The 23281-nt window shown below is 57.7% G+C and carries 23 protein-coding genes and 1 pseudogene; 18 read left to right on the top strand and 6 right to left on the bottom strand.

Going from position 1 to position 23281, the window contains the following annotated elements; genetic code table 11:
* The 11 genes and pseudogenes from ACMWJS_RS07230 to ACMWJS_RS07180 all read left to right on the top strand — a co-directional run.
* Positions 1–202, top strand: a pseudogene (locus tag ACMWJS_RS07230) (methyl-accepting chemotaxis protein II); the annotation flags it as partial.
* 44 nt (positions 203–246) lie between these two features.
* On the top strand, positions 247–1848 hold the full coding sequence (gene tap, locus ACMWJS_RS07225; RefSeq protein WP_262781471.1) for a methyl-accepting chemotaxis protein IV: 1602 nt from the start codon (positions 247–249) through the stop codon (positions 1846–1848).
* A 19-nt stretch (positions 1849–1867) separates the two neighbouring features.
* Positions 1868–2734 (top strand): protein-glutamate O-methyltransferase CheR, encoded by an 867-nt coding sequence (gene cheR, locus ACMWJS_RS07220; protein ID WP_008500429.1) that lies wholly within the window; start codon positions 1868–1870, stop codon positions 2732–2734.
* Entirely contained in the window at positions 2731–3780 is a 1050-nt protein-coding gene (locus ACMWJS_RS07215; RefSeq protein ID WP_008500430.1) for a protein-glutamate methylesterase/protein-glutamine glutaminase, read from the top strand. The genes cheR and ACMWJS_RS07215 overlap by 4 nt, the downstream gene beginning before the upstream one ends.
* Positions 3781–3797: 17 nt before the next feature.
* Entirely contained in the window at positions 3798–4187 is a 390-nt protein-coding gene (gene cheY / locus ACMWJS_RS07210) for a chemotaxis response regulator CheY (protein ID WP_008500431.1), read from the top strand.
* A 10-nt stretch (positions 4188–4197) separates the two neighbouring features.
* Positions 4198–4842 (top strand): protein phosphatase CheZ, encoded by a 645-nt coding sequence (cheZ, locus tag ACMWJS_RS07205; RefSeq protein ID WP_008500432.1) that lies wholly within the window; start codon positions 4198–4200, stop codon positions 4840–4842.
* Positions 4843–4990: 148 nt separating this feature from the next.
* Positions 4991–6139, top strand: a complete 1149-nt coding sequence (gene flhB / locus ACMWJS_RS07200) for a flagellar biosynthesis protein FlhB (protein ID WP_021240449.1) — start codon at positions 4991–4993, stop codon at positions 6137–6139.
* Positions 6132–8210 carry a flagellar biosynthesis protein FlhA gene (flhA, locus tag ACMWJS_RS07195; RefSeq protein WP_045908197.1) on the top strand — a complete coding sequence of 693 codons (2079 nt, stop codon included), beginning with the start codon at positions 6132–6134 and terminating at the stop codon, positions 8208–8210. The genes flhB and flhA overlap by 8 nt, the downstream gene beginning before the upstream one ends.
* Positions 8210–8602 (top strand): flagellar protein FlhE, encoded by a 393-nt coding sequence (gene flhE, locus ACMWJS_RS07190; protein WP_196347196.1) that lies wholly within the window; start codon positions 8210–8212, stop codon positions 8600–8602. The genes flhA and flhE overlap by 1 nt, the downstream gene beginning before the upstream one ends.
* A 262-nt stretch (positions 8603–8864) precedes the next feature.
* Entirely contained in the window at positions 8865–10448 is a 1584-nt protein-coding gene (locus ACMWJS_RS07185; protein ID WP_414746851.1) for an MFS transporter, read from the top strand.
* A gap of 4 nt (positions 10449–10452) precedes the next feature.
* The gene (locus tag ACMWJS_RS07180) at positions 10453–11592 is read left to right on the top strand and encodes a glycoside hydrolase family 88/105 protein (protein WP_414746922.1); all 1140 of its coding nucleotides are present in this window, start codon (positions 10453–10455) and stop codon (positions 11590–11592) included.
* A gap of 76 nt (positions 11593–11668) precedes the next feature.
* Here the strand turns inward: ACMWJS_RS07180 and argS are convergent, their stop codons facing one another.
* Positions 11669–13402: an arginine--tRNA ligase gene (argS, locus tag ACMWJS_RS07175; protein WP_008500436.1), complete on the bottom strand. Its 1734-nt coding sequence runs from the start codon at positions 13400–13402 to the stop codon at positions 11669–11671.
* Positions 13403–13641: 239 nt separating this feature from the next.
* Here argS and ACMWJS_RS07170 point away from each other — a divergent pair, with 239 nt between their 5' ends.
* Both ACMWJS_RS07170 and cutC read left to right on the top strand, forming a co-directional pair.
* Positions 13642–14211 (top strand): VOC family protein, encoded by a 570-nt coding sequence (locus ACMWJS_RS07170; protein ID WP_414746850.1) that lies wholly within the window; start codon positions 13642–13644, stop codon positions 14209–14211.
* A 69-nt stretch (positions 14212–14280) separates the two neighbouring features.
* Positions 14281–15024, top strand: a complete 744-nt coding sequence (cutC, locus tag ACMWJS_RS07165) for a copper homeostasis protein CutC (protein WP_167211298.1) — start codon at positions 14281–14283, stop codon at positions 15022–15024.
* A 175-nt stretch (positions 15025–15199) separates the two neighbouring features.
* Here the strand turns inward: cutC and cmoB are convergent, their stop codons facing one another.
* The 5 genes from cmoB to ACMWJS_RS07140 are packed head-to-tail and all read right to left on the bottom strand — an operon-like array spanning position 15200 to position 18780.
* Positions 15200–16171 (bottom strand): tRNA 5-methoxyuridine(34)/uridine 5-oxyacetic acid(34) synthase CmoB, encoded by a 972-nt coding sequence (gene cmoB / locus ACMWJS_RS07160; protein WP_045908203.1) that lies wholly within the window; start codon positions 16169–16171, stop codon positions 15200–15202.
* A complete protein-coding gene (gene cmoA, locus ACMWJS_RS07155; protein ID WP_045908204.1) occupies positions 16168–16911 on the bottom strand; it encodes a carboxy-S-adenosyl-L-methionine synthase CmoA in 744 nt (247 codons plus the stop codon). The genes cmoB and cmoA overlap by 4 nt, the downstream gene beginning before the upstream one ends.
* A gap of 40 nt (positions 16912–16951) precedes the next feature.
* Positions 16952–17347: an MAPEG family protein gene (locus ACMWJS_RS07150; protein WP_021240443.1), complete on the bottom strand. Its 396-nt coding sequence runs from the start codon at positions 17345–17347 to the stop codon at positions 16952–16954.
* 51 nt (positions 17348–17398) lie between these two features.
* Positions 17399–18217: a DUF72 domain-containing protein gene (locus ACMWJS_RS07145; RefSeq protein WP_045908205.1), complete on the bottom strand. Its 819-nt coding sequence runs from the start codon at positions 18215–18217 to the stop codon at positions 17399–17401.
* Positions 18214–18780, bottom strand: coding sequence for a hydrolase (locus tag ACMWJS_RS07140; RefSeq protein ID WP_045908206.1), 567 nt, complete (start codon positions 18778–18780; stop codon positions 18214–18216). Before ACMWJS_RS07140 ends, ACMWJS_RS07145 begins: the two co-directional genes overlap by 4 nt.
* 263 nt (positions 18781–19043) lie before the next feature.
* Between ACMWJS_RS07140 and aspS the strand changes: the two genes are divergently transcribed.
* The 5 genes from aspS to ruvA all read left to right on the top strand — a co-directional run bounded on the left by aspS (position 19044) and on the right by ruvA (position 23280).
* A complete protein-coding gene (gene aspS / locus ACMWJS_RS07135; protein WP_414746849.1) occupies positions 19044–20816 on the top strand; it encodes an aspartate--tRNA ligase in 1773 nt (590 codons plus the stop codon).
* Between the two features lies 1 nt (position 20817).
* A complete protein-coding gene (gene nudB / locus ACMWJS_RS07130; protein WP_008500446.1) occupies positions 20818–21261 on the top strand; it encodes a dihydroneopterin triphosphate diphosphatase in 444 nt (147 codons plus the stop codon).
* A 27-nt stretch (positions 21262–21288) separates the two neighbouring features.
* Positions 21289–22029 (top strand): YebC/PmpR family DNA-binding transcriptional regulator, encoded by a 741-nt coding sequence (locus ACMWJS_RS07125; RefSeq protein ID WP_008500447.1) that lies wholly within the window; start codon positions 21289–21291, stop codon positions 22027–22029.
* Positions 22030–22063: 34 nt separating this feature from the next.
* Entirely contained in the window at positions 22064–22585 is a 522-nt protein-coding gene (gene ruvC, locus ACMWJS_RS07120; protein ID WP_003859749.1) for a crossover junction endodeoxyribonuclease RuvC, read from the top strand.
* A gap of 80 nt (positions 22586–22665) precedes the next feature.
* Positions 22666–23280, top strand: a complete 615-nt coding sequence (gene ruvA, locus ACMWJS_RS07115; protein ID WP_023617042.1) for a Holliday junction branch migration protein RuvA — start codon at positions 22666–22668, stop codon at positions 23278–23280.
* The last annotated feature ends 1 nt before the right edge of the window (position 23281 follow it).

Raw genomic sequence — 23281 nt, 5'->3', positions numbered from 1 at the left:
GCAGGAGTCCGCTGCGGCGGCCGCTGCGCTGGAAGACCAGGCAAGCCGTTTGAAGATGGCCGTCTCGGCGTTTCGTCTCGCTTCACTCGCTGGAAACACGGTCACCCCGCAGGCGACGTACCGCGCGCCAGCCGCTGAACCGGCTGCAAACCGTACGCGTACCGCGACGACCGGACAAGATGAAAACTGGGAAACATTTTGACTGACAATTAAACCGCGGCTGCTTGCCGCTTGATGGGAGCGTGGATGTTAAATCGTATTCGTATCTCGACCACACTGTTTTTGATTCTGATCCTTTGCGGTGTGTTGCAGGTTGGCAGTAACGGGTTGTCTTTTTGGGCGTTTCGCGATGGCTATCAGAATTTGCAGGACGTTGAGGCGAGTAATCAGCAGCGCTCCGCACTGGCACAAACCCGTGCCGTGCTGTTGCAGGCAAGCACTGCGCTGAACAAGGCGGGAACCTTAACCGCGCTAAGTTATCCGCCGGATGACATTAAGGCGCTGATGGCCACCGCGCGCGACAGCCTGAAACAGGCTGACGCACAGTTTAAGGCCTTTACGGCACAGGCCACCGGTAGCGAGAAAGAGAAAGCGCTGAAGGCCGCCATGAAGACCCATTTTGAACAGTGGTACAGCGATCTGGACCATCAGGCAACGTGGCTTGAGAACAACCAGCTGTCGGACTTTATGACCGCGCCGGTTCAGGCCTCGCAGGCCGCGTTTGACGGCAGCTTTAACGCGTGGCAGCAGGATATTAACCAGTCTGTCCAGCGTGCCGGTGAACAGAGCCGCCAAAGCTATCACATGTCGGGCGTCATCTTTGCCGTGGTGGTGATTCTGGCAGGGTTGCTGACCGGTGCCGCGCTGCTCTGGTCGCGCAGAATGATTGTGCAGCCGCTGGCCATTATCAGCAGCCACTTCGACAGTATTGCGAAAGGCGACCTGGCGCGTCCGGTGGCGGTGTTCGGCAAGAACGAAATTTCGGCAATTTTTGCCAGCCTGAAGGCGATGCAGGGATCGCTGCGGGAAACGGTATCCGACGTGCGTCAGGGCAGTTATGCCATGCACACCGGGATCTCAGAGATTGCGGCGGGTAACAACGATCTCTCGTCCCGCACCGAGCAGCAGGCGGCCTCGCTGGCGCAGACGGCAGCCAGTATGGAGCAGCTGACCGCGACGGTAAGCCAGAACGCCGATAACGCGCGTCAGGCGTCTGACCTGTCAAAACAGGCGGCGATGACGGCGAAGAAGGGCGGCGACCAGGCGTCCCACGTCGCCAGCACCATGCAGGAGATCGCCACCAGTTCACAGAAAATTGGTGACATCATCAGCGTGATTGACGGTATCGCGTTCCAGACCAACATTCTGGCGCTGAATGCCGCAGTAGAAGCCGCGCGTGCCGGGGAGCAGGGGCGCGGGTTTGCGGTGGTGGCGGGTGAAGTGCGTAACCTGGCGAGCCGCAGCGCCAACGCGGCGAAAGAAATTAAGGTGCTGATCGAAGAGTCGGTCTCACGCGTTCAGCAGGGCTCAACGCTTGTGGATACCGCGGCGAAAACCATGCACGAAATCGTCACCTCCGTGACGCGGGTGAACGACATCATGGGCGAGATTGCCTCGGCGTCGGATGAACAGCGTCGCGGCATTGAGCAGGTTGCCCAGGCGGTGAGCCAGATGGATCAGGTGACGCAACAGAACGCCTCGTTAGTTGAGGAAGCGGCAGCGGCAACCGATCAGCTGGCCAGCCAGGCGGATCGTCTGACCGGGCTGGTCGCGGTATTTAATGTGAAAGAGCACGTTGAAGCAGTAACAGAAGTCGGGCGGTCGCAGGCCGTGCCAGTTGTATCCTGAATGTAATTAAGAAGGCGCTATGACATCACCAATGCCCCCTGGGCAAACGTCATTATTGTTGCAGATGACACAGCGCCTCGCGCTGTCCGACGCGCATTTTCGTCGGATATGTCAGTTAATCTACCAGCGTGCGGGGATCGTGCTTGCGGATCATAAGCGGGACATGGTCTACAACCGTCTGGTGCGGCGCTTGCGTACGCTGGGGCTGGATGATTTTGGCCGCTATCTGAGCATGCTCGAGGCGAACCAGAACAGCGCAGAGTGGCAGGCTTTTATTAACTCGTTAACCACCAACCTGACGGCGTTTTTCCGCGAGGCTCACCACTTCCCGGTTCTGGCCGAGCATGCGCGCCGTCGCACCGGGGAGTATCGCGTCTGGAGTGCGGCCGCCTCGACGGGTGAAGAGCCGTACTCGCTGGCGATCACCCTTGCCGATACGCTGGGGATGGCGCCCGGGCGCTGGAAGGTCTACGCCAGCGATATCGATACCGAAGTGCTGGAGAAGGCGCGTAACGGCGTTTATCGCCAGGATGAACTGAAAACGCTGTCGCCGCAGCAGCTGCAGCGTTATTTCATGCGCGGGACGGGCCCGCATGAAGGCCTGGTACGCGTACGCCAGGAGCTGGCGAACTGCGTCGAATTCGCGCCCGTTAACCTGCTGGATAAGCAGTACAACGTGCCGGGGCCTTTCGACGCCATTTTTTGCCGTAACGTCATGATCTATTTTGATAAAACGACGCAACAGGACATTTTGCGTCGGTTTGTTCCGTTGCTCAAGCCTGACGGTTTACTGTTTGCCGGGCACTCGGAAAACTTCAGCAACCTCGTGCGTGAGTTTAGCCTGCGTGGGCAAACGGTATATGCGCTGAGTAAGGAAAAAGCATGAGTAAAATCAGGGTATTGTCTGTCGATGATTCAGCGCTGATGCGTCAGATCATGACTGAAATTATCAATAGCCACAGCGACATGGAGATGGTGGCAACCGCGCCTGATCCGCTGGTAGCGCGGGATTTAATTAAAAAATATAACCCCGACGTGCTAACGCTGGATGTCGAGATGCCGCGCATGGATGGCATAGATTTCCTCGAAAAATTAATGCGGCTGCGGCCCATGCCAGTGGTGATGGTCTCCTCCCTGACCGGGAAAGGATCGGAAATCACCCTGCGTGCGCTGGAGCTGGGGGCGGTGGATTTTGTCACCAAGCCGCAGCTCGGCATCCGTGAAGGGATGCTGGCGTACAGCGAGATGATCGCCGAGAAGATCCGCACCGCGTCGCGGGCGAAGCTTGCCGCCCACACGCCGATGGCCGCGCCGGCGACCCTGAAGGCCGGTCCCTTACTCAGCTCGGAAAAACTGCTGGTCATTGGGGCGTCAACCGGAGGAACAGAGGCAATTCGTCATGTACTCCAGCCATTGCCGCTCTCAAGTCCGGGTATTCTGATTACTCAGCATATGCCGCCAGGCTTTACCCGTTCGTTCGCAGAACGCCTGAACAAGCTGTGCCAGATCAGCGTGAAAGAGGCGGAAGACGGCGAGCGCGTGCTCCCGGGGCATGCCTATATCGCGCCGGGCGACAAGCATATGGAGCTGGCGCGCAGCGGCGCTAACTATCAAATCAAAATTCATGACGGACCGCCGGTCAACCGGCACCGTCCGTCGGTGGATGTGCTGTTTCATTCGGTGGCGAAACATGCGGGGCGCAACGCCGTGGGTGTGATCCTGACGGGGATGGGCAACGACGGTGCCGCCGGAATGCTTGCAATGCACCAGGCTGGCGCCTGGACGATTGCGCAGAATGAAGCAAGTTGTGTGGTGTTCGGCATGCCGCGCGAGGCCATCAATATGGGTGGCGTGAGCGAAGTGGTCGATCTTAGCCAGGTAAGCCAGCAGATGCTGGCGAAAATCAGTGCCGGACAGGCAATACGTATTTGACTCAGGAGTATTATTTTATGGCGGATAAAGAGCTTAAGTTTTTGGTTGTGGATGACTTTTCCACCATGCGTCGCATTGTGCGCAACCTGCTGAAAGAGCTGGGCTTCAACAACGTTGAAGAAGCAGAAGACGGCGTTGATGCGCTGAACAAACTGCAGGCTGGCGGGTTTGGTTTTGTGATCTCCGACTGGAACATGCCAAACATGGACGGTCTGGAACTGTTGAAAACCATTCGTGCTGATGCGGGAATGGCGTCCATGCCGGTTCTGATGGTCACGGCAGAAGCGAAGAAAGAGAACATCATTGCCGCTGCACAGGCGGGCGCAAGCGGCTATGTGGTGAAGCCATTCACCGCGGCGACCCTGGAAGAGAAGCTCGGTAAGATCTTCGAGAAACTCGGCATGTGAGGTGTTGGTTATGATGCAACCTGCTATGAAACCCGTTGAAGAACACTCGCCGAGCGACATCATCGTCCGCATCGGCAGCCTGACGCGCATGCTGCGTGACAGCCTGCGTGAGCTGGGTCTGGATCAGGCGATTGCCGAAGCGGCGGAAGCGATTCCTGATGCCCGCGATCGTCTGGACTACGTCGTGCAGATGACCGCTCAGGCCGCTGAACGTGCGCTGAACAGCGTTGAAGCGTCACAGCCGCACCAGGATGCGATGGAAAAGGGGGCGAAAGCGCTGACCAAACGCTGGGACGAGTGGTTTGAGAACCCTATCGAGCTGGCGGATGCCCGCGAGCTGGTGACCGATACCCGTCAGTTCCTGGGGGATGTGCCGGGTCACACCAGCTTCACCAATGCCCAACTGCTGGACATCATGATGGCGCAGGATTTCCAGGACCTGACCGGTCAGGTTATCAAGCGCATGATGGATGTGATCCAGGAGATTGAGCGCCAACTGCTGATGGTGCTGCTGGAGAACATCCCGGAACCGGCAGCCCGTCCAAAACGCGAGAACGAAAGCCTGCTCAATGGTCCACAGCTCGACGCCAGCAAGGCGGGCGTGGTGGCAAGCCAGGATCAGGTGGACGACCTGCTGGACAGCCTCGGCTTCTGATGGTCCATTCCGCCTCAGGGGAGGGATGCCCCCTGAGGCGGTTTGCGACAAAATCACCGAAAAGAGCCCGAATAAACGGGCTTTTCCCGCCATTGGATTTCCGCTGCGCTGGCATGATACCCGTGACGTAATGGGCTGAGCGTGCACAGTGGCAGAAGAGAACGACGACAAAACGGAAGCCCCCACACCCCACCGACTAGAAAAGGCGCGTGAGGAAGGGCAAATCCCCCGATCCCGAGAATTGACCTCCCTGCTGATCCTTATCGTAGGCGTGTGCATTATCTGGTGGGGCGGGGAGTCGCTCGCCCGCAAGCTGGCGGGCATGCTGTCAACCGGCTTACGTTTTGACCACAGTATGGTCAACGATCCGAATCTGATCCTCAGCCAGATTATTCAGCTGATTAAAGGGGCCATGGTTGCGCTGCTGCCCCTGATCACCGGGGTTGTGCTGGTCGCGCTGGTCTCGCCGGTGATGCTTGGCGGTCTGGTCTTCAGCGCCAAATCGCTGCAGCCGAAATTTTCCAAACTGAACCCGCTGCCGGGCATTGCGAAAATGTTCTCTGCGCAGACCGGGGCCGAGCTGCTCAAAGCCATTCTCAAATCGGTGCTGATGGGCAGCTCCGCGGGGTTTTACCTCTGGTACCACTGGCCGGAAATGATGCGTCTCATCAGCGAATCGCCTCTCACCGCGATGAGCAATGCCCTGAATCTGGTCGGACTCTGCGCGCTGCTGGTGGTGCTCAGCATTATCCCGATGGTGGGTTTTGACGTGATCTTCCAGCTCTATACCCACTTCAAGAAACTGCGGATGTCACGTCAGGATATCCGTGACGAATATAAGCAGATGGAAGGTGACCCGCACGTGAAGGGGCGTATCCGCCAGATGCAACGTGCCGCCGCCCGTCGCCGCATGATGGACGATGTGCCGAAGGCCGACGTCATCGTCACCAACCCGACACACTACTCCGTTGCGCTTCGCTATGACGAAAACAAAATGAGCGCGCCGAAAGTGGTGGCAAAAGGGGCGGGGCTGATCGCTTTGCGTATCCGGGAAATTGGCACGGAACACCGCGTGCCGATCCTGGAAGCGCCTCCGCTGGCGCGTGCCCTGTACCGCCATGCGGATATTGGACAACAGATCCCGGGACAACTCTACGCCGCCGTGGCGGAAGTGCTGGCCTGGGTGTGGCAATTGAAGCGCTGGCGTCTGGCCGGCGGTCAACGGCCTGTGAAACCTGAGAACCTTCCGGTGCCTGCCGCGCTGGATTTTATGAACGAGAAGGACACTGATGGCTAATCTGGTGGCAATGTTGCGCCTGCCCGGCAACCTGAAATCGACCCAATGGCAGATCCTGGCCGGGCCGATTCTGATCCTGCTAATTCTGTCGATGATGGTACTGCCGCTCCCGGCGTTCATCCTCGACCTGCTTTTCACTTTCAATATCGCGCTGTCCATTATGGTGCTGCTGGTGGCGATGTTTACCCAGCGTACCCTGGAGTTCGCCGCGTTCCCGACCATCCTGCTGTTTACCACCTTGCTGCGACTGGCGCTGAACGTGGCGTCCACGCGTATCATCCTGATGGAAGGTCACACCGGGGCGGCAGCGGCAGGTAAAGTGGTGGAAGCGTTCGGCCACTTCCTGGTGGGCGGTAATTTCGCTATCGGTATCGTGGTGTTCGTCATCCTCGTGATCATCAACTTTATGGTCATCACCAAAGGTGCAGGGCGTATTGCGGAAGTGGGCGCGCGCTTTGTGCTCGACGGGATGCCCGGCAAGCAGATGGCGATCGACGCCGATCTGAACGCCGGTCTTATCGCTGAAGATGAAGCTAAAAAGCGCCGTGCGGAAGTGACGCAGGAGGCGGACTTCTACGGCTCCATGGACGGTGCGAGTAAGTTTGTCCGCGGTGACGCCATCGCGGGCATTCTGATCATGGTGATTAACGTGGTCGGCGGCCTGCTGGTGGGCGTGTTGCAGCACGGGATGGACATGGGCCACGCGGCGGAAAGCTATACGCTGCTGACCATCGGTGACGGTCTGGTCGCGCAGATCCCGGCGCTGGTGATTTCCACTGCGGCGGGTGTCATCGTGACCCGCGTGAGCACCGATCAGGACGTTGGCGAGCAGATGGTTGGCCAGCTGTTCAGTAACCCGCGCGTGATGCTGCTGGCCGCGGCGGTTCTCGGGTTGCTCGGCCTGGTGCCGGGTATGCCAAACCTCGTTTTCCTGCTGTTTACGGCGGCGCTGCTGGGTCTTGCCTGGTGGATGCGTGGCCGTGAAACCAAACCGGCAGCGGAACCTGTTCCGGTCAAAATGCCGGAGAATAACCAGGCCGTTGAAGCGACCTGGAACGACGTTCAGCTCGAAGATTCCCTGGGAATGGAAGTCGGGTATCGCCTGATCCCGATGGTCGATTTCCAGCAGGACGGCGAGCTGCTCGGTCGTATCCGCAGTATTCGTAAAAAATTCGCCCAGGACATGGGCTTCCTGCCGCCGGTGGTACACATCCGCGACAATATGGACCTGCCGCCCGCGCGCTATCGCATTCTGATGAAAGGCGTTGAAATCGGCAGCGGCGATGCCTATCCGGGCCGCTGGCTGGCGATTAACCCCGGCACTGCCGCAGGCACGCTGCCGGGTGAGCAAACTATCGACCCGGCCTTTGGTCTGGCCGCGATCTGGATTGAAAGCGCGCTGAAAGAGCAGGCGCAGATCCAGGGTTATACGGTTGTGGAAGCCAGTACCGTGGTGGCAACCCATCTTAATCACCTGATTGGGCAATTCTCGGCGGAGCTGTTTGGCCGTCAGGAAGCGCAGCAGCTGCTGGACCGCGTCACGCAGGAAATGCCGAAGCTGACGGAAGATCTGGTCCCCGGCGTGCTGACCTTAACCACGCTGCATAAGGTGCTGCAAAACCTGCTCGACGAGAAGGTGCCGATCCGCGATATGCGCACCATTCTGGAAACCCTTGCCGAGCACGCGCCGATACAAAGCGATCCGCACGAGCTGACGGCGGTGGTGCGCGTGGCGCTGGGACGGGCAATCACCCAGCAGTGGTTCCCGGGAACCGGGGAAGTGCAGGTGATCGGCCTCGATACGCCGCTTGAGCGTCTGCTGCTGCAGGCTCTGCAGGGTGGGGGCGGCCTGGAGCCGGGCCTGGCGGACCGTCTGCTGGCGCAAACCCAGGAGGCGCTGGCGCGTCAGGAGATGCTGGGGGCGCCGCCGGTGCTGCTGGTGAACCACGCGCTGCGTCCGCTGCTGTCGCGCTTCCTGCGTCGCAGCCTGAACCAGCTGGTCGTGCTGTCGAATCTGGAGCTGTCGGATAACCGTCATATCCGCATGACCGCGACGATTGGAGGAAAATAATGCGTAAGTGGCTTTGGATAGTGCTCTTCCCGCTGGCAGCGCAGGCTGCCGGGGGAGGTACCTGGCAGGCGAGCAGCATTGGGGTGACCCTCAGCAACCGCGGTGTTGCCATGTCGTCTAACCCGCTGTCGCCTTCGGAAGAGGTTTCCGGTCAGATGGGCCTTGTGGTCTGGAACTACCGGCTGATTGGCCCTACGCCTGCGGGCTTGCGGGTGCGCCTCTGCTCTCAGACGCGCTGTACCGAAATCGACGGCGAAAATGGAACAACGCAGGCGTTCAACGGCGTGCCAGCTATTGAGCCGTTGCGTTTCATCTGGGAAGTGCCGGGCGGAGGACGTTTGATCCCGGCGCTGAAGGTGCAGAGCAATTCTGTCATCGTGAACTACCGCTAACACCCTGCCTTTTCACCAGCCATCAGGCAATTTTGATGGCTGGCTCTCAAAACTGACCTCGCCTTTTGATCAAAAAGAAACACTGTTTTATAAATCAGTGACGCGCGTAACCATACTCTTTGTATTTTTGCCATTCCCCCTCTTTGCAATGGCAGAAACAGAAAGGTATCAACAAGCCGATGCAATTACTGTAGCCGTATTAAAGCTCCCGGACGAGGCTTGCTTGCAGGGAGTCTCCCAAAACTGATTAGGGTTGACGGCAATGAAAACACGTAAAATTGGACTCGCGAATTATCTTGCGTACGGATCAGGCGATTTCCTTGGGGCGGGTACCACCGCCCTGACGGCGGCCTGGCTTTTATATTTTTATACCACCTTCTGCGGGCTCTCACCGATCGAAGCAACGTTTATCTTTGCCGCGGCAAGGGTGCTGGATGCCGTGGTTAGCCCGTTAATGGGCTTTTTAACCGATAACTTTGGTACGACCTGGCTCGGTAAGCGCTTTGGCCGTCGTAAGTTCTTTATCCTGCTGGGTATTCCGTGCGTGTTCAGCTACTCGCTGATGTGGGTTGGGGACATGAGCTTCTGGTATTACCTGCTGACTTATCTGGTGTTTGATATTGTCTACACCATGATTCTGGTGCCGTACGAAACGCTGGTGCCGGAAATGACTGACGACTTTAAACAGAAAACGAAGTTCTCCGGGGCGCGCATCTCTATGGCGCAGATGTCCGCCATTCTGGCCTCCTTCCTGCCGGGGATCCTGTTGACCCACTTCGGGAAAGACAACGCGGTTTCCTTCTTCTACGCAAGCCTGGTCTTTTCTGTGCTCTGCGCGCTGATGCTGACCTTCGTCTGGTGCTTCACCTGGGAGCGCCCGCGCGAAGAGTGGTCTGAAGCGGCGCTGCGTGCTGAAGAAGAGAAGAAGAAACTGACGCTGGGGCAGAGCCTCAACCGGCTGATCGTTGAGTTAAGCTCCACGCTGCGCATCAAAATTTTCCGTCAGCATCTGGGCATGTACCTCGGCGGCTATATCGCGCAGGACGTGTTTAACGCGGTATTCACCTACTACGTGGTGTTCGTGCTGATGCAGGAAGCGTCAATGGCGTCCAGTCTGCTGGGCACGATGGCTATCTTCCAGTTCATTGCGGTTATCGCCATGATCCCGCTGTGTATCCGCTTCGGGCCTGCACCGTCCTACCGCATGGTTGTGGTGCTGTTTGGCCTGGCGTCTCTCTCATACGCCGTACTCTATTATGCTGGCCTGAGCGACGTCTACGCTCTGCTGTTGCTGATCTCTGCGGTCGCAGGGCTGGGTCGTGGCGGTATCAACTACGTGCCATGGAATACCTACACCTACATTGCTGACGTGGATGAAGTGATCACCGGCCAGCGCCGCGAAGGGATTTTCGCGGGCATCATGACCCTGACCCGTAAGGCGTCGCAGGCCGGTGCGGTGATGCTGGTGGGCATCGTGATGCAGATGTCTGGCTTTGTCAGTGGTCAGAAAATGCAGCCTGCGGAAGTGAGCCACACCATTTTGATGATCCTGAGCGTGGGCACCATCCTGGTGCTGTTCTGCGGCTTCCTTGTTTCCCTGCGCTTCAAACTCAATTTGCAAACCCACAGCACGCTGCGCGAGGAGACCGCGAAAATGCGTGAGAGTGGTCATGCGATGCCTGAGTCAGCGACGCCACACGCCCGCGCCACCGTCGAGATGCTGGCCGGTATGCCTTATGAGTCACTGTGGGGCAATAACAACATCGGTTATCTGAATCGCAATAAGCCAGCGGCACCTTCTCTCAAGGATCGCGCGGTACTGAATTCGACATACAACAGAGGTTAAGATGATGAAAGTTTGGCCTGTCAAACATAGCCCGTTATTACGTCAGCCAGAGCGCTTTATCGCCCGGGACGAGCTGAAATCGCTGATTCAAAAGGTGACGCATAATCTGGTCAATATCCGCGACAAAACGGGTGAATTTTTGCTGCGGCTGGACGACGGGCGCGTGATCGACACCAAAGGCTGGGCCGGATGGGAGTGGACGCACGGCGTCGGCCTGTATGGTATCTGGCAGTATTACTGCCAGACCGGCGAGGAAGGTATGCGCGACATCATCGACAGCTGGTTTGCCGACCGCTTTGCGGAAGGCGCAACCACCAAAAACGTGAATACCATGTCGCCGTTCCTGACGCTCGCTTATCGTTACGAAGAGACCCAAAATCAGGCCTGGCTGCCGTGGCTGGAAAGCTGGGCGGAATGGGCGATGGCGGAGATGCCGCGCACTGAACACGGCGGGATGCAGCACATCACCCTGGCGGAAGAGAACCATCAGCAGATGTGGGACGACACGCTAATGATGACGGTGCTGCCGCTAGCGAAAATCGGTAAGCTGCTCAACAAACCGGAGTACGTTGAAGAGGCGGTGTATCAGTTCCTGCTGCACGTGCAGAATCTGATGGACCGGGAGACCGGACTGTGGTTCCACGGCTGGAGCTATGACGGTAATCATAACTTTGCCCGTGCCCGCTGGGCGCGCGGTAACAGCTGGCTCACCATCGTGATCCCGGACTTCCTCGAACTGGTGGATCTGCCGGAAAACAACGCCGTGCGCCGCTACCTGGTGCAGGTATTGAACGCGCAGATTGCCGCGCTGGCGAAGTGTCAGGACGGGAGTGGTTTGTGGCACACGCTGCTTGACGATCCACATTCTTATCTTGAGGCGTCCGCCACGGCAGGGTTTGCCTACGGCATTCTGAAAGCCGTGCGCAAGCGCTATGTTGGCGCGGAGTATGCCGAAGTGGCAGAAAAAGCAATTCGCGGTATCGTCAGGAATATCTCGCCGGAAGGCGAGCTGCTGCAAACGTCGTTCGGCACGGGCATGGGGAGCGATCTTGAGTTTTATCGTCAAATCCCGCTGACCTCAATGCCGTATGGGCAGGCGATGGCGATACTGTGTCTGACGGAGTATTTGCGTAAATACTTCTGAACCTGTGGATATCCCCGGTGGCGCTGCGTTTACCGGGGCTACAAAACAAAACCCGGCTTGCGCCGGGTTTTTTGCATTACATACGTTCTACGGTTTCGATACCCAGGGTATCCAGACCCAGCTTCAGGGTCTTCGCCGTCAGCTGCGCCAGCTTCAGGCGGCTGTTGCGGACCGATTCATTCTCCGCGGAGAGAATAGGGCAGTGCTCGTAGAAGCCGGAGAACAGACCCGCCAGATCGTACAGGTATGCGCACATCACGTGCGGCGTGCCGTCACGTGCGACCACGGTCAGCGTCTCTTCGAACTGCAGCAGGCGCGCTGCCAGCTGTGCTTCACGATCTTCCGTGATGGTCACGGTGGCATTCGCCAGCACGCTTTCGTCGATATTGGCTTTACGGAAGACCGACAGCACGCGGGTATAGGCGTACTGCATGTATGGCGCCGTGTTGCCTTCAAACGCCAGCATGTTATCCCAGTCGAAGATATAGTCGGTGGTACGGTTTTTGGACAGGTCAGCATATTTCACCGCACCGATACCCACAGCGTTGGCCAGTTTTTCCAGCTCGTCGGCCGGCATGTCCGGATTCTTCTCGGCCACCAGACGACGGGCGCGTTCCAGCGCTTCGTCCAGCAGGTCGGACAGCTTCACGGTCCCGCCCGCACGGGTTTTGAACGGCTTGCCGTCTTTACCCAGCATCATGCCGAACATGTGGTGTTCCAGCGGAACGCTGTCCGGCACGTAACCGGCTTTACGCACGATCGTCCACGCTTGCATCAGGTGCTGGTGCTGACGGGAGTCGATGTAGTACAGCACGCGGTCGGCATGCAGCGTTTCGTAACGGTATTTCGCACAGGCGATGTCGGTCGTGGTGTAGAGATAGCCGCCATCCTTTTTCTGGATGATCACGCCCATCGGTTCGCCTTCCTTGTTTTTGTACTCATCAAGGAACACAACCGTTGCGCCTTCGCTCTCAACCGCCAGGTTTTTCGCTTTCAGGTCAGCCACAATGCCGGGCAGCATTGGGTTATACAGGCTTTCACCCATCACGTCGTCACGGGTCAGGGTGACGTTCAGACGGTTATAGGTCAGCTGGTTCTGAGACATGGTGATGTCAACCAGCTTGCGCCACATCTCGAGGAAGTATTGATCGCCGCCCTGCAGTTTTACCACGTAGCTGCGCGCGCGCTCGGCAAAGGCTTCGTCTTCGTCGTAGTGTTTTTTGGCTTCACGATAGAACCCTTCCAGGTCCGCCAGCGCCATTTCGCCCGCGTTTTCCTGCTGCTGTTTTTCCAGGTAAGCAATCAGCATCCCGAACTGGGTACCCCAGTCGCCCACGTGGTTCGCGCGGATCACCTTGTGACCGAGGAACTCGAGCGTACGCACCGCGGCATCACCGATGATGGTGGAGCGCAGGTGGCCAACGTGCATCTCTTTCGCCACGTTCGGGGCAGAGTAGTCGATCACGACGGTCTGCGCTTCCGGCTGGGAAACACCCAGACGGTCAGATTTCAGCGCCGCGTCAACGTGGCTTGCCAGGAAGGCAGGCTCAAGGAAGATGTTGATAAAGCCCGGGCCGGCGATTTCGGTTTTGCTGGCAATGCCGGCGAGATCCAGATGCGTCAGTACCTGCTCAGCGAGCTGTCGCGGCGGCATGCCCAGTTTTTTAGCCACTGCCATCACGCCATTAGCCTGATAGTCGCCAAACTGTACTTTTGCTGACTGACGAACCTGCGGTTCGCAATCCGCAGGCGCACCTGCGGCAATCAGTGCCTGACTGACTTTTTCGGAGAGAAGAGCCTGAATATTCACCTGGATACCTTACTTTTTTGATGCGGGCTCACAACCACCCGCGCCAGTTAGAGAATTTAGGGCGGGAGTATACTGCAAATGCCTTCTGCCGTCAGCATCGCGGGGCCTGAAGATTGCTCAGAATCCAGGCTAAGAAGGTGTGCATAAACATGCAGTCATAAAAAGCCGGATTCTGCGGTTGGTCAAAACAGGGCAACAGAGTAAATTAGCGGCTTTGCGACACGAAAAGAGAGTGACTTATGGCGAACTGGCAATCCATTGACGAACTGCATGATATTTCCGCAGATTTACCGCGCTTCACCCAGGCGTTCACAGAACTTGCCACCCGTCTGGGTCTGGATATTGCGCCGCTTGAGGCCGATCACATCTCTTTGCGCTGCCATCAGAATGCCACCGCAGAGCGCTGGCGTCGTGGGTTCGAACAGTGCGGCGAGTTACTGTCCGAGAACATCATTAACGGTCGGCCTATTTGCCTGTTCAGGCTGCGTGAGCCGGTGAACGTGGCCCACTGGCAATTCAGCGTGGTTGAACTGCCGTGGCCGGGCGAGAAGCGCTATCCGCACGAAGGGTGGGAGCATATTGAGATTGTCCTGCCGGGCGAGCCGGAGACATTGAACGCGCGTGCGCTGGCCCTGTTAGCTGACGAAGGCTTAAGCCAGCCAGGGATTTTTGTGAAAACCAGTTCACCCAAAGGTGAGCACGAGCGATTACCGAATCCGACGCTGGCCGTCACGGACGGGAACGTCACGGTGAAGTTTCATCCCTGGACCATTGAGCAGATCGTTGCCAGTGAAGCGCAAGAGATGTGAGTTCCCGCCGGGACTGAAAGCGGAAGGCATGTCATGATGGCGCGTTTGGTGGGAGTAAAGGAGGATTAAATGGCGCTGCTGGAGATTTGCTGTTACAGCGTGGAGTGCGCCGTCACCGCGCAAAAACACGGGGCTGACCGCATTGAACTGTGTACGGCACCCAAAGAGGGCGGGCTGACGCCTTCTTACGGCGTGCTGAGGGCCGCCCGTCAGGCCGTCACCATTCCCGTTCACCCGATTATTCGTCCGCGCGGCGGTGATTTTTGTTACACGGCGGGCGAGTTCGGTGCCATGCTTGAAGACATCGCCCTCGTTCGCGACCTGGGGTTCCCGGGGCTGGTCACCGGCCTGCTGGATGAAGACGGTAATATCGACCTCCCGCGCATGCGTCAGGTCATGAGCGCCGCGAAGGGGCTGGCCGTCACGTTTCATCGCGCATTTGATATGTGTAAAGATCCGCTTCAGGCCTTTGAAACGCTTGGAGAACTTGGTGTGGCGCGCGTTCTGACCTCGGGTCAACAGGCGTCCGCAGAAAAAGGAATGCAATTAATTACGGAACTAAACGCACATTCCCGCGTTCCAATAATAATGGCGGGTGCGGGAGTCCGTGCCAGCAATCTGGAACTGTTTTTAAACGCCGGGGTAAAAGAGCTGCACAGCTCGGCAGGCAAATGGATGCCGTCACCCATGCGTTATCGCAATACAGGATTGTCTATGTCGACGGATGCTGAAGCGGATGAGTATTCACGCTACGGTGTCGAGGGAGAGTCGGTTGCGGAAATGAAGTCGCTGATTGAGCGCCATCACGTGTAGCAACGTACCGATTTTTACCGCGCATCATGTCGCCCAATATGATGCTTGCTTGTACCAGGCCCCTGCAAATTACACAGGGGCCTTTTTTTCTCCTGCGCCCGGTGGCGCTTCGCTTACCCGGCCTACAAGGTAGGGAGTAGGCCGGGTAAGGCGCAGCCGCCACCCGGCTAACAGGTTACGGCTTTGTCGCTATCAGCACCGCACGCATCGGCGCCGGATAGCCTTCAATGGTTTTGCTGTGATCGGTCGGGTCGAGGAACTGCTCCAGCGATTCGGTGATCATCCAGTCGGTGCGGCGCTGCTCTTCGATTGAGGTCACGCTGACATCGGCAATCCGCACGTCCACAAACCCGCATTTCTCCAGCCAGTTCTTCAGCGCCAGCGCGGAAGGGATGAAGTAAACGTTGCGCATCTGCGCGTAGCGATCGCCCGGCACCAGAACGGCATGTTCATCGCCTTCGATGACCAGCGTTTCCAGCACCAACTCGCCGCCGCTGACCAGCTGATCTTTCAGTTGCCACAGGTGCTCCAGCGGGGAACGACGGTGGTACAGCACGCCCATGGAGAACACGGTATCAAACGCTTTCAGAGCGGGCAGTTGCTCAATACCCAGCGGCAGCAGGTGTGCGCGCTGGTCGTTACCCAGCAGCTTACGTACCGCTTCAAACTGGCACAGGAACAGCTGCATCGGGTCAATACCCACCGCCAGATGCGCACCCGCGCCAATCATGCGCCACATGTGGTAACCGCTGCCGCAGCCCACGTCCAGAATGGTGCGCCCGGTCAGGTCGGAAAGGTGGGGCAGAACGCGATCCCATTTCCAGTCTGAGCGCCATTCGGTATTGATGTTCACGCCGTACAGCGAGAACGGCCCTTTGCGCCACGGCATCAGGTTGCGCATCAGCGTTTCGATGCGGTTGATCTGTCCTGGCGGAAGCGGTTCTTCACTCTCTGCGGTGACGCTGTGCAGGAGATCCAGACGATGCGGGGTCAGCTCGGGCAGAAACTCCACCGCATTCGCCCACTGCTTTAACAGGCCGTGCTGCTGATCGCGCTGCCAGGCGGCAATCTGCGCAGGCAGCGTCTCCAGCCAGTGTGAGAGCTGATTTTTGGCAATCAGCTGATAGAAGTTACTGAACTCGATCATGCCGGTTTCCCCGCTTTCAGGGCCACCAGAGAACCAAAGTTGAAGCACTGGAACCACAGTTCGCTATGCTCAAATCCGGCCTGACGCAGGCGAGCCTTGTGTGTTTCTACGGAGTCCGTCAGCATCACGTTTTCGAGCATGCTGCGCTTCTGGCTGATCTCCAGCTCGCTGTAGCCGTTCGCACGCTTGAAATCGTGATGCATATTGAACAGCAGCTCGCCAACCTCGGCATCTTCAAAGCTGAATTTCTCTGAGAGCACCAGCGCGCCGCCAGGATTCAGCCCCTGATAAATTTTGTCCAGCAGCAACTGGCGGTCTTCCGGCACCAGGAACTGCAGCGTGAAATTCAGCACGACCATGGACGCGTTAGTGATCTCAATCTCGCGGATATCGCCTTCCACCACGTCCACTGGCACAGGGGCTTTGTAGGCGTCAATATGACGACGGCAGCGTTCAACCATCGCCGGGGAGTTATCGACGGCTATGATTCGGCAGCCTTCGTGGTGAACGTTACGACGAACCGACAGCGTTGCCGCGCCGAGCGAGCAGCCCAGGTCATAGACCTGCGTGCCGGGTTGAACGAAGCGCTCAGCCAGCATGCCGATCATAGAGATAATATTGGAATAACCGGGAACAGAGCGCTGGATCATATCCGGGAAGACTTCGGCTACCCGTTCATCGAAGGTCCAGTCGCCCAGGCTGGCGATAGGCGCGGAAAAAAGCGTGTCGCGATCTGACATAACGTAAAAATCCGGGAAAAATAAAGTGGCGTATTGTGCGCTAATGGAGGGAGAAAACCAACTCCCACGGCATATACCACAGGTTAGCCAGCACCATCAGCAAAAGTGAACACCAGGTCGCACTCATGCCGGAACGACGCCAGCGGATTAAGCGGTGGTGAAAACCGTAATAGTGCATCAGGCGGCCAGCGATAAGCAGCAGGCCACAGATGTGCACCATCCAGGTTTCTGCGCCATTCATCTCCATAAACAGCAGCAGGATTAAGGCCGCGGGGATGTATTCGACCGCATTGCCGTGAATGCGGATTGCGCTTTGCAGCTCGGAAAATCCTCCGTCACCGTAGGAGACGCGGTAGAGCGTTCTGAGGCGCACAACATCAAATGAAAATTTAATCAGCAGTAATGCACCTAACACCGCATACAGCGCGCTGACCATACAAACTCCCTGTTTTTGGCAGATGGCACTTCACTATGATAGGGGGTGATATCAGAAAAGAGAAGATTGTTGTGGGATGGAAGGGGCGCTGCCCACGGACGGCACCGCAGTCTGCAAGGCCTGCCACAGAGCATCGACCAGTTCGGGGGCCTGGGCAATATCCGGCGTGTGCAAAAAGAGATACGGCGTGGTGGTGTGTTCCCACGAGGCCAGTTTTTCCAGCCAGACGGCGAACAGCGCCTGGTTTTGCGGCATGTTATCGCTGCCGATAAACCTGACCATGGGGTTCTGCGCGGTCACCACGGCATGAACGGGCACTTTTGGCTTTTTACGCTGCGCCTCAATGATGGCCTCACTGTGCGGTATCGCGCTGTGCACCGGACGGCTATCGAGGATCACCCGGTTAACGGAACGCTCGAGAAGGCCGCGGTTGAGCGCTTTTTCTGCTTCTCCCTTCGCAAAGAAGTCCTGGTGTCGAACTTCCACGCCGTAGGTAAACTCCCGGGGCAGGGCGTCCAGAAACGTCCACAGTGCGGGCAGGTCGCGCGGGCCAAAGACGGCCGGAAGCTGCAGCCAGTACTGGCCAATGCGGTTTGCCAGAGGCGCCATCCGGGCAAAGAATTCGTCGGTCAACTCACCGCAGTTTCGCAGCGCAGCCTGGTGAGAAATGGTGGCCGGAAACTTGAAGCAGAAGCGGAAGTCGTCGGTCGTTTGTTCCCGCCAGCGCGCAACAATCTCGGCTTTCGGGAGCGCATAGAGGGTAGTGTTACCTTCGACGCAGTTGAAGTGTCGGGCATACTCTTCAAGGCTGGTGATGCCAAGGCGCACCCATTTCGGGTGCGACCACTGGGGTAAACCGACATACATCATAGCGCGCTGACAATCTCATCCGTGCTGCGCACGCGGCCGATGCGCGGAAAGATGTGGGTCATGCTGCCCTGGTGCTGTTCCGCGGAGGCCGCGCTGCAGGCATCTTCGGCGATCACCAGATTAAAGCCGAGCTCCCACGCGTTGCGGGCAGTCGACTCCACGCCGATGTTGGTGGAAATACCGCACAGGATAATGGTGTCAATGCCGCGACGGCGGAGCTGCAGCTCAAGATCGGTGCCGTAAAATGCGCCCCACTGGCGTTTGGTGACTTCGATGTCGCTGTCGCGTTTGCCAAGCGAGACCGGGTACGTCCACCAGTTTTCCGGCAGGGCTCGCGCGGGTGCCTGCGCATCAACGGGCTGTTTTAACGCTTCGGCGTAATCCGCAGACCAGCCGACGCGCACCATGACAACCGGGGCACCGCTGGCGCGGCATTTTTCCGCCAGGCGGGCGGCGCGGCTGACTACATCGTCCGCGGTATGCGGGCCACCGGCGAAGGGCAAAATGCCTTCCTGTAAATCAATGACTACAAGCGCGGTTTTTCTGGCATCAAGGGTTAACATCGTTACTCCCGTTAAATTAATCACTTCCAGACACCATACGACGTGATGGCCTGTTATTGGTCGCATAATTTTGTTAATTTTTGTGAGAATGCGCAATAAGAGTGCAGCAAACGACCGCCTGGCCGTGGTTCGCTCTTATCGTCCGGCGGAATTTCCAGTATAATAGCCGCCTTTTTTCATCCAGTTGTGACATACAGAAAGCTGCGACATAGTAGCCTGCATACCAGGCGACATTTAGCCTGCGGCTAATTAAGGGATATCTCATGCGTACAGAATATTGCGGGCAGCTGCGTCAGTCCCACGTCGGACAGCAGGTCACCCTGTGTGGTTGGGTCAATCGTCGTCGTGATCTTGGTAGCCTTATCTTCATCGATATGCGCGACCGCGAAGGTATCGTTCAGGTGTTCTTCGATCCGGATCGCGCAGATGCGTTGAAGCTGGCCTCTGAGCTGCGTAATGAGTTCTGCATTCAGGTCACCGGCACCGTACGTGCGCGTGACGAGAAAAACGTTAACGCCGACATGGCGACGGGTGCCATTGAAGTGCTGGCGTCCGATCTGACGATCATCAACCGTGCTGAAGCGCTGCCGCTGGACTCCAACCACGTCAACACCGAAGAAGCGCGTCTGAAATACCGCTACCTGGATCTGCGTCGCCCGGAAATGGCTCAGCGCCTGAAAACCCGCGCGAAAATCACCAGCCTGGTGCGTCGCTTTATGGATGACCAAGGTTTCCTCGATATCGAAACCCCGATGCTGACCAAAGCCACGCCGGAAGGCGCGCGCGATTACCTGGTGCCATCCCGCGTTCATAAAGGCAAATTCTACGCGCTGCCGCAGTCTCCACAGCTGTTCAAACAGCTGCTGATGATGTCCGGATTCGATCGCTACTATCAGATCGTGAAATGCTTCCGCGACGAAGACCTGCGTGCTGACCGCCAGCCTGAATTTACCCAGATCGATGTGGAAACCTCCTTCATGACCGCCGAGCAGGTGCGTGAAGTGATGGAAGCCCTGGTGCGTAGCCTGTGGAATGACGTGAAAGGCGTTGAGCTGGGCGATTTCCCAATCATGACCTTCGCGGAAGCCGAGCGTCGCTATGGCTCTGACAAACCAGACCTGCGTAACCCAATGGAGCTGGTAGACGTAGCTGATCTGGTTAAAAACGTGGAGTTCGCGGTATTCGCGGGCCCGGCTAACGATGCCAAAGGCCGCGTAGCTGCGCTGCGTGTACCGGGCGGCGCGGCTCTGAGCCGTAAGCAGATCGACGACTACGGTAACTTCATCAAGATCTACGGCGCGAAAGGTCTGGCCTATATTAAAGTGACCGAGCGTGCGAAAGGTCTGGAAGGTATCACCAGCCCGGTCGCGAAATTCCTGAACGCAGACATCGTGGAAGCGATCCTGGAGCGCACCGGCGCGCAGGACGGCGACATGATCTTCTTCGGTGCAGACAACAAGAAAGTCGTTGCGGATGCGATGGGCGCGCTGCGTCTGAAGCTCGGCAAAGACCTGAACCTGACCGACGAGAGCAAATGGGCGCCGCTGTGGGTTATCGACTTCCCAATGTTTGAAGACGACGGTGAAGGCGGCCTGACCGCGATGCACCACCCGTTCACCTCGCCAAAAGAGATGACGGCGGCAGAGCTGAAAGCGGCACCGGAAGAGGCGGTCGCGAACGCCTACGATATGGTCATTAACGGCTACGAAGTGGGCGGCGGTTCCGTGCGTATTCACAGCGGTGAAATGCAGCAGACCGTGTTCGGCATCCTGGGCATCAACGAGCAGGAGCAGCGTGAGAAATTCGGCTTCCTGCTGGACGCGCTGAAATACGGTACGCCTCCGCACGCGGGTCTGGCTTTCGGTCTTGACCGTCTGACCATGCTGCTGACCGGCACCGATAACATCCGTGATGTGATCGCCTTCCCGAAAACCACTGCCGCCGCGTGTCTGATGACCGAAGCGCCAAGCTTTGCCAACCCGGCCGCACTGGCTGAGCTGGGCATTGAGGTGGTGAAGAAGGAAGAGAAAAACTGATATGACATATAAGCTCCCCGTTTCGGTCCTGGTGGTCATTTATGCAGAAGACACGAAGCGGGTGCTGATGTTGCAGCGGCGCGATGACCCTGAATTCTGGCAGTCGGTTACCGGCAGTCTGGAAGAGGGGGAAACCGCGCCGCAGGCCGCCGCGCGTGAAGTAAAGGAAGAGGTCGCCATTGACGTTGCCCGCGAGCAACTGACCCTGAAGGACTGTCAGCGCACGGTGGAGTTTGAAATTTTTAGCCATTTACGTCATCGCTACGCGCCGGGTACCGAGCGCAATACGGAGTCCTGGTTCTGTCTCGCGCTCCCCCATGAACGGGAGATCGTGTTTACCGAACACCTGACCTACCGCTGGGTGAATGCGGCGGATGCCGCCGCACTGACCAAGTCGTGGAGCAACCGGCAGGCGATTGAAGAATTTGTAATTAACGCAGCCTGAAAAGGCGCGATTTTTGGAGAACTTTTTATGGCAGGTCATAGTAAGTGGGCCAACACCAAACACCGCAAAGCGGCACAGGATGCCAAGCGCGGTAAGATCTTTACCAAAATCATTCGCGAGCTGGTGACGGCAGCGCGTCTGGGCGGCGGTGACCCGGCTTCTAACCCGCGTCTGCGCGCGGCGGTGGATAAAGCCCTGTCCAACAACATGACGCGTGACACCCTGAACCGTGCTATCGCACGTGGCGTGGGCGGCGATGAAGACGCGAACATGGAAACCATCATCTATGAAGGTTACGGTCCTGGCGGTACGGCGGTAATGGTTGAGTGCCTGTCCGACAACCGTAACCGTACCGTTGCGGAAGTGCGCCACGCGTTCACCAAAACCGGTGGCAACCTGGGCACTGACGGTTCCGTTGCGTACCTGTTCAGCAAAAAAGGCGTCATCTCCTTCGAGAAAGGCGACGAAGATGCGATCATGGAAGCGGCGCTGGAAGCCGGTGCGGAAGACGTGGTGACCTTTGACGACGGTGCTATCGACGTTTACACCGCGTGGGAAGAGATGGGTGCAGTGCGCGATGCGCTGGAAGCGGCTGGCCTGAAAGCAGACAACGCTGAAGTCTCCATGATCCCGTCCACCAAAGCGGACATGGATGCGGAAACTGCACCAAAACTGCTGCGTCTGATCGACATGCTCGAAGACTGCGACGACGTGCAGGAAGTGTACCACAACGGTGAAATCTCTGATGAGGTTGCAGCGACTCTCTAATGAGAGCGTGTAGATCCGTTACAGGAGACGCGTGATGTCGATTATTCTCGGGATTGACCCAGGCTCACGCGTCACCGGGTATGGCGTTATCCGTCAGGTGGGACGCCAGTTAACCTACCTCGGCAGCGGCTGTATTCGCACCAAAGTGGACGATCTGCCTTCGCGCCTGAAGCTCATTTATGCGGGCGTGTCGGAGATCATCACCCAGTTTCAGCCGGACTATTTTGCCATCGAGCAGGTCTTTATGGCGAAAAACGCCGATTCGGCGCTAAAGCTCGGTCAGGCGCGTGGAGTGGCCATCGTGGCTGCGGTAAACCAGGATTTGCCGGTATTTGAATACGCGGCACGTCAGGTCAAGCAGACGGTGGTGGGCATCGGTAGCGCGGAGAAAAGTCAGGTGCAGCACATGGTGCGTACCCTGCTGAAGCTCCCTGCAAACCCGCAGGCTGACGCCGCGGATGCGCTGGCGATTGCAATTACCCACTGTCACGTCAGCCAGAACGCGATGCAAATGAGCGAGTCGCGGCTCAATCTGGCGCGAGGCAGGTTACGATAATGACAAATCAGGCTGGATGTTTATCCAGCCTTTTTTTATTATGTCGGCAGTTAATTTCTTCCAGAACGCAGGAGCGTCACGTGATAGGCAGACTCAGAGGCATCATCATTGAAAAACAACCCCCGTTAGTGCTGCTGGAAGTGGGTGGCGTGGGCTATGAAGTCCATATGCCGATGACCTGCTTCTACGAGCTGCCGGACGCGGGCAAAGAGGCGATCGTCTTTACTCAGTTTGTGGTGCGTGAAGATGCTCAACTGCTGTACGGCTTCAACAACAAACAGGAACGCACACTGTTCCGCGAGCTGATTAAAACCAACGGCGTCGGGCCAAAGCTGGCGCTGGCGATCTTATCCGGCATGTCAGCGCCACAGTTTGTGAATGCCGTTGAGCGTGAAGATCCTGCTGCGCTGATTAAGCTTCCTGGCATTGGTAAGAAAACGGCAGAGCGCCTGATTGTCGAGATGAAAGACCGCTTCAAAGGCCTGCATGGCGATCTCTTCACGCCGGCGGCCGATCTGGTGCTGACCTCCCCAGGCGCGCCTGCGACGGATGATGACGCCGAGCAGGAAGCGGTTGCCGCGCTGGTGGCGCTGGGCTATAAACCTCAGGAGGCCAGCCGCATGGTAAGTAAAATTGCCAAACCGGATGCCAGCAGTGAAACCCTGATTCGTGAAGCGCTGCGCGCTGCATTGTGAG

Source organism: Enterobacter sp. HK-058-C-ECC (assembly GCF_047531125.1).
Classification (GTDB): Bacteria; Pseudomonadota; Gammaproteobacteria; order Enterobacterales; family Enterobacteriaceae; genus Enterobacter; species Enterobacter quasiroggenkampii.
The sequence above is the reverse complement of the archived record's forward strand: the minus strand, read 5'-3'. Positions and strand labels throughout refer to the sequence as shown.

What these genes read in the sequence shown, in the direction of transcription:
- tap (WP_262781471.1), top strand. Translation starts at nt 247, where the DNA reads ATGTTAAATCGTATTCGTATCTCGACCACACTGTTTTTGATTCTGATC.
- cheR (WP_008500429.1), top strand. Translation starts at nt 1,868, where the DNA reads ATGACATCACCAATGCCCCCTGGGCAAACGTCATTATTGTTGCAGATG.
- ACMWJS_RS07215 (WP_008500430.1), top strand. Translation starts at nt 2,731, where the DNA reads ATGAGTAAAATCAGGGTATTGTCTGTCGATGATTCAGCGCTGATGCGT.
- cheY (WP_008500431.1), top strand. Translation starts at nt 3,798, where the DNA reads ATGGCGGATAAAGAGCTTAAGTTTTTGGTTGTGGATGACTTTTCCACC.
- cheZ (WP_008500432.1), top strand. Translation starts at nt 4,198, where the DNA reads ATGATGCAACCTGCTATGAAACCCGTTGAAGAACACTCGCCGAGCGAC.
- flhA (WP_045908197.1), top strand. Translation starts at nt 6,132, where the DNA reads ATGGCTAATCTGGTGGCAATGTTGCGCCTGCCCGGCAACCTGAAATCG.
- flhE (WP_196347196.1), top strand. Translation starts at nt 8,210, where the DNA reads ATGCGTAAGTGGCTTTGGATAGTGCTCTTCCCGCTGGCAGCGCAGGCT.
- ACMWJS_RS07185 (WP_414746851.1), top strand. Translation starts at nt 8,865, where the DNA reads ATGAAAACACGTAAAATTGGACTCGCGAATTATCTTGCGTACGGATCA.
- ACMWJS_RS07180 (WP_414746922.1), top strand. Translation starts at nt 10,453, where the DNA reads ATGAAAGTTTGGCCTGTCAAACATAGCCCGTTATTACGTCAGCCAGAG.
- ACMWJS_RS07170 (WP_414746850.1), top strand. Translation starts at nt 13,642, where the DNA reads ATGGCGAACTGGCAATCCATTGACGAACTGCATGATATTTCCGCAGAT.
- cutC (WP_167211298.1), top strand. Translation starts at nt 14,281, where the DNA reads ATGGCGCTGCTGGAGATTTGCTGTTACAGCGTGGAGTGCGCCGTCACC.
- cmoB (WP_045908203.1), bottom strand. Translation starts at nt 16,171, where the DNA reads ATGATCGAGTTCAGTAACTTCTATCAGCTGATTGCCAAAAATCAGCTC.
- cmoA (WP_045908204.1), bottom strand. Translation starts at nt 16,911, where the DNA reads ATGTCAGATCGCGACACGCTTTTTTCCGCGCCTATCGCCAGCCTGGGC.
- ACMWJS_RS07150 (WP_021240443.1), bottom strand. Translation starts at nt 17,347, where the DNA reads ATGGTCAGCGCGCTGTATGCGGTGTTAGGTGCATTACTGCTGATTAAA.
- ACMWJS_RS07145 (WP_045908205.1), bottom strand. Translation starts at nt 18,217, where the DNA reads ATGATGTATGTCGGTTTACCCCAGTGGTCGCACCCGAAATGGGTGCGC.
- ACMWJS_RS07140 (WP_045908206.1), bottom strand. Translation starts at nt 18,780, where the DNA reads ATGTTAACCCTTGATGCCAGAAAAACCGCGCTTGTAGTCATTGATTTA.
- aspS (WP_414746849.1), top strand. Translation starts at nt 19,044, where the DNA reads ATGCGTACAGAATATTGCGGGCAGCTGCGTCAGTCCCACGTCGGACAG.
- nudB (WP_008500446.1), top strand. Translation starts at nt 20,818, where the DNA reads ATGACATATAAGCTCCCCGTTTCGGTCCTGGTGGTCATTTATGCAGAA.
- ACMWJS_RS07125 (WP_008500447.1), top strand. Translation starts at nt 21,289, where the DNA reads ATGGCAGGTCATAGTAAGTGGGCCAACACCAAACACCGCAAAGCGGCA.
- ruvC (WP_003859749.1), top strand. Translation starts at nt 22,064, where the DNA reads ATGTCGATTATTCTCGGGATTGACCCAGGCTCACGCGTCACCGGGTAT.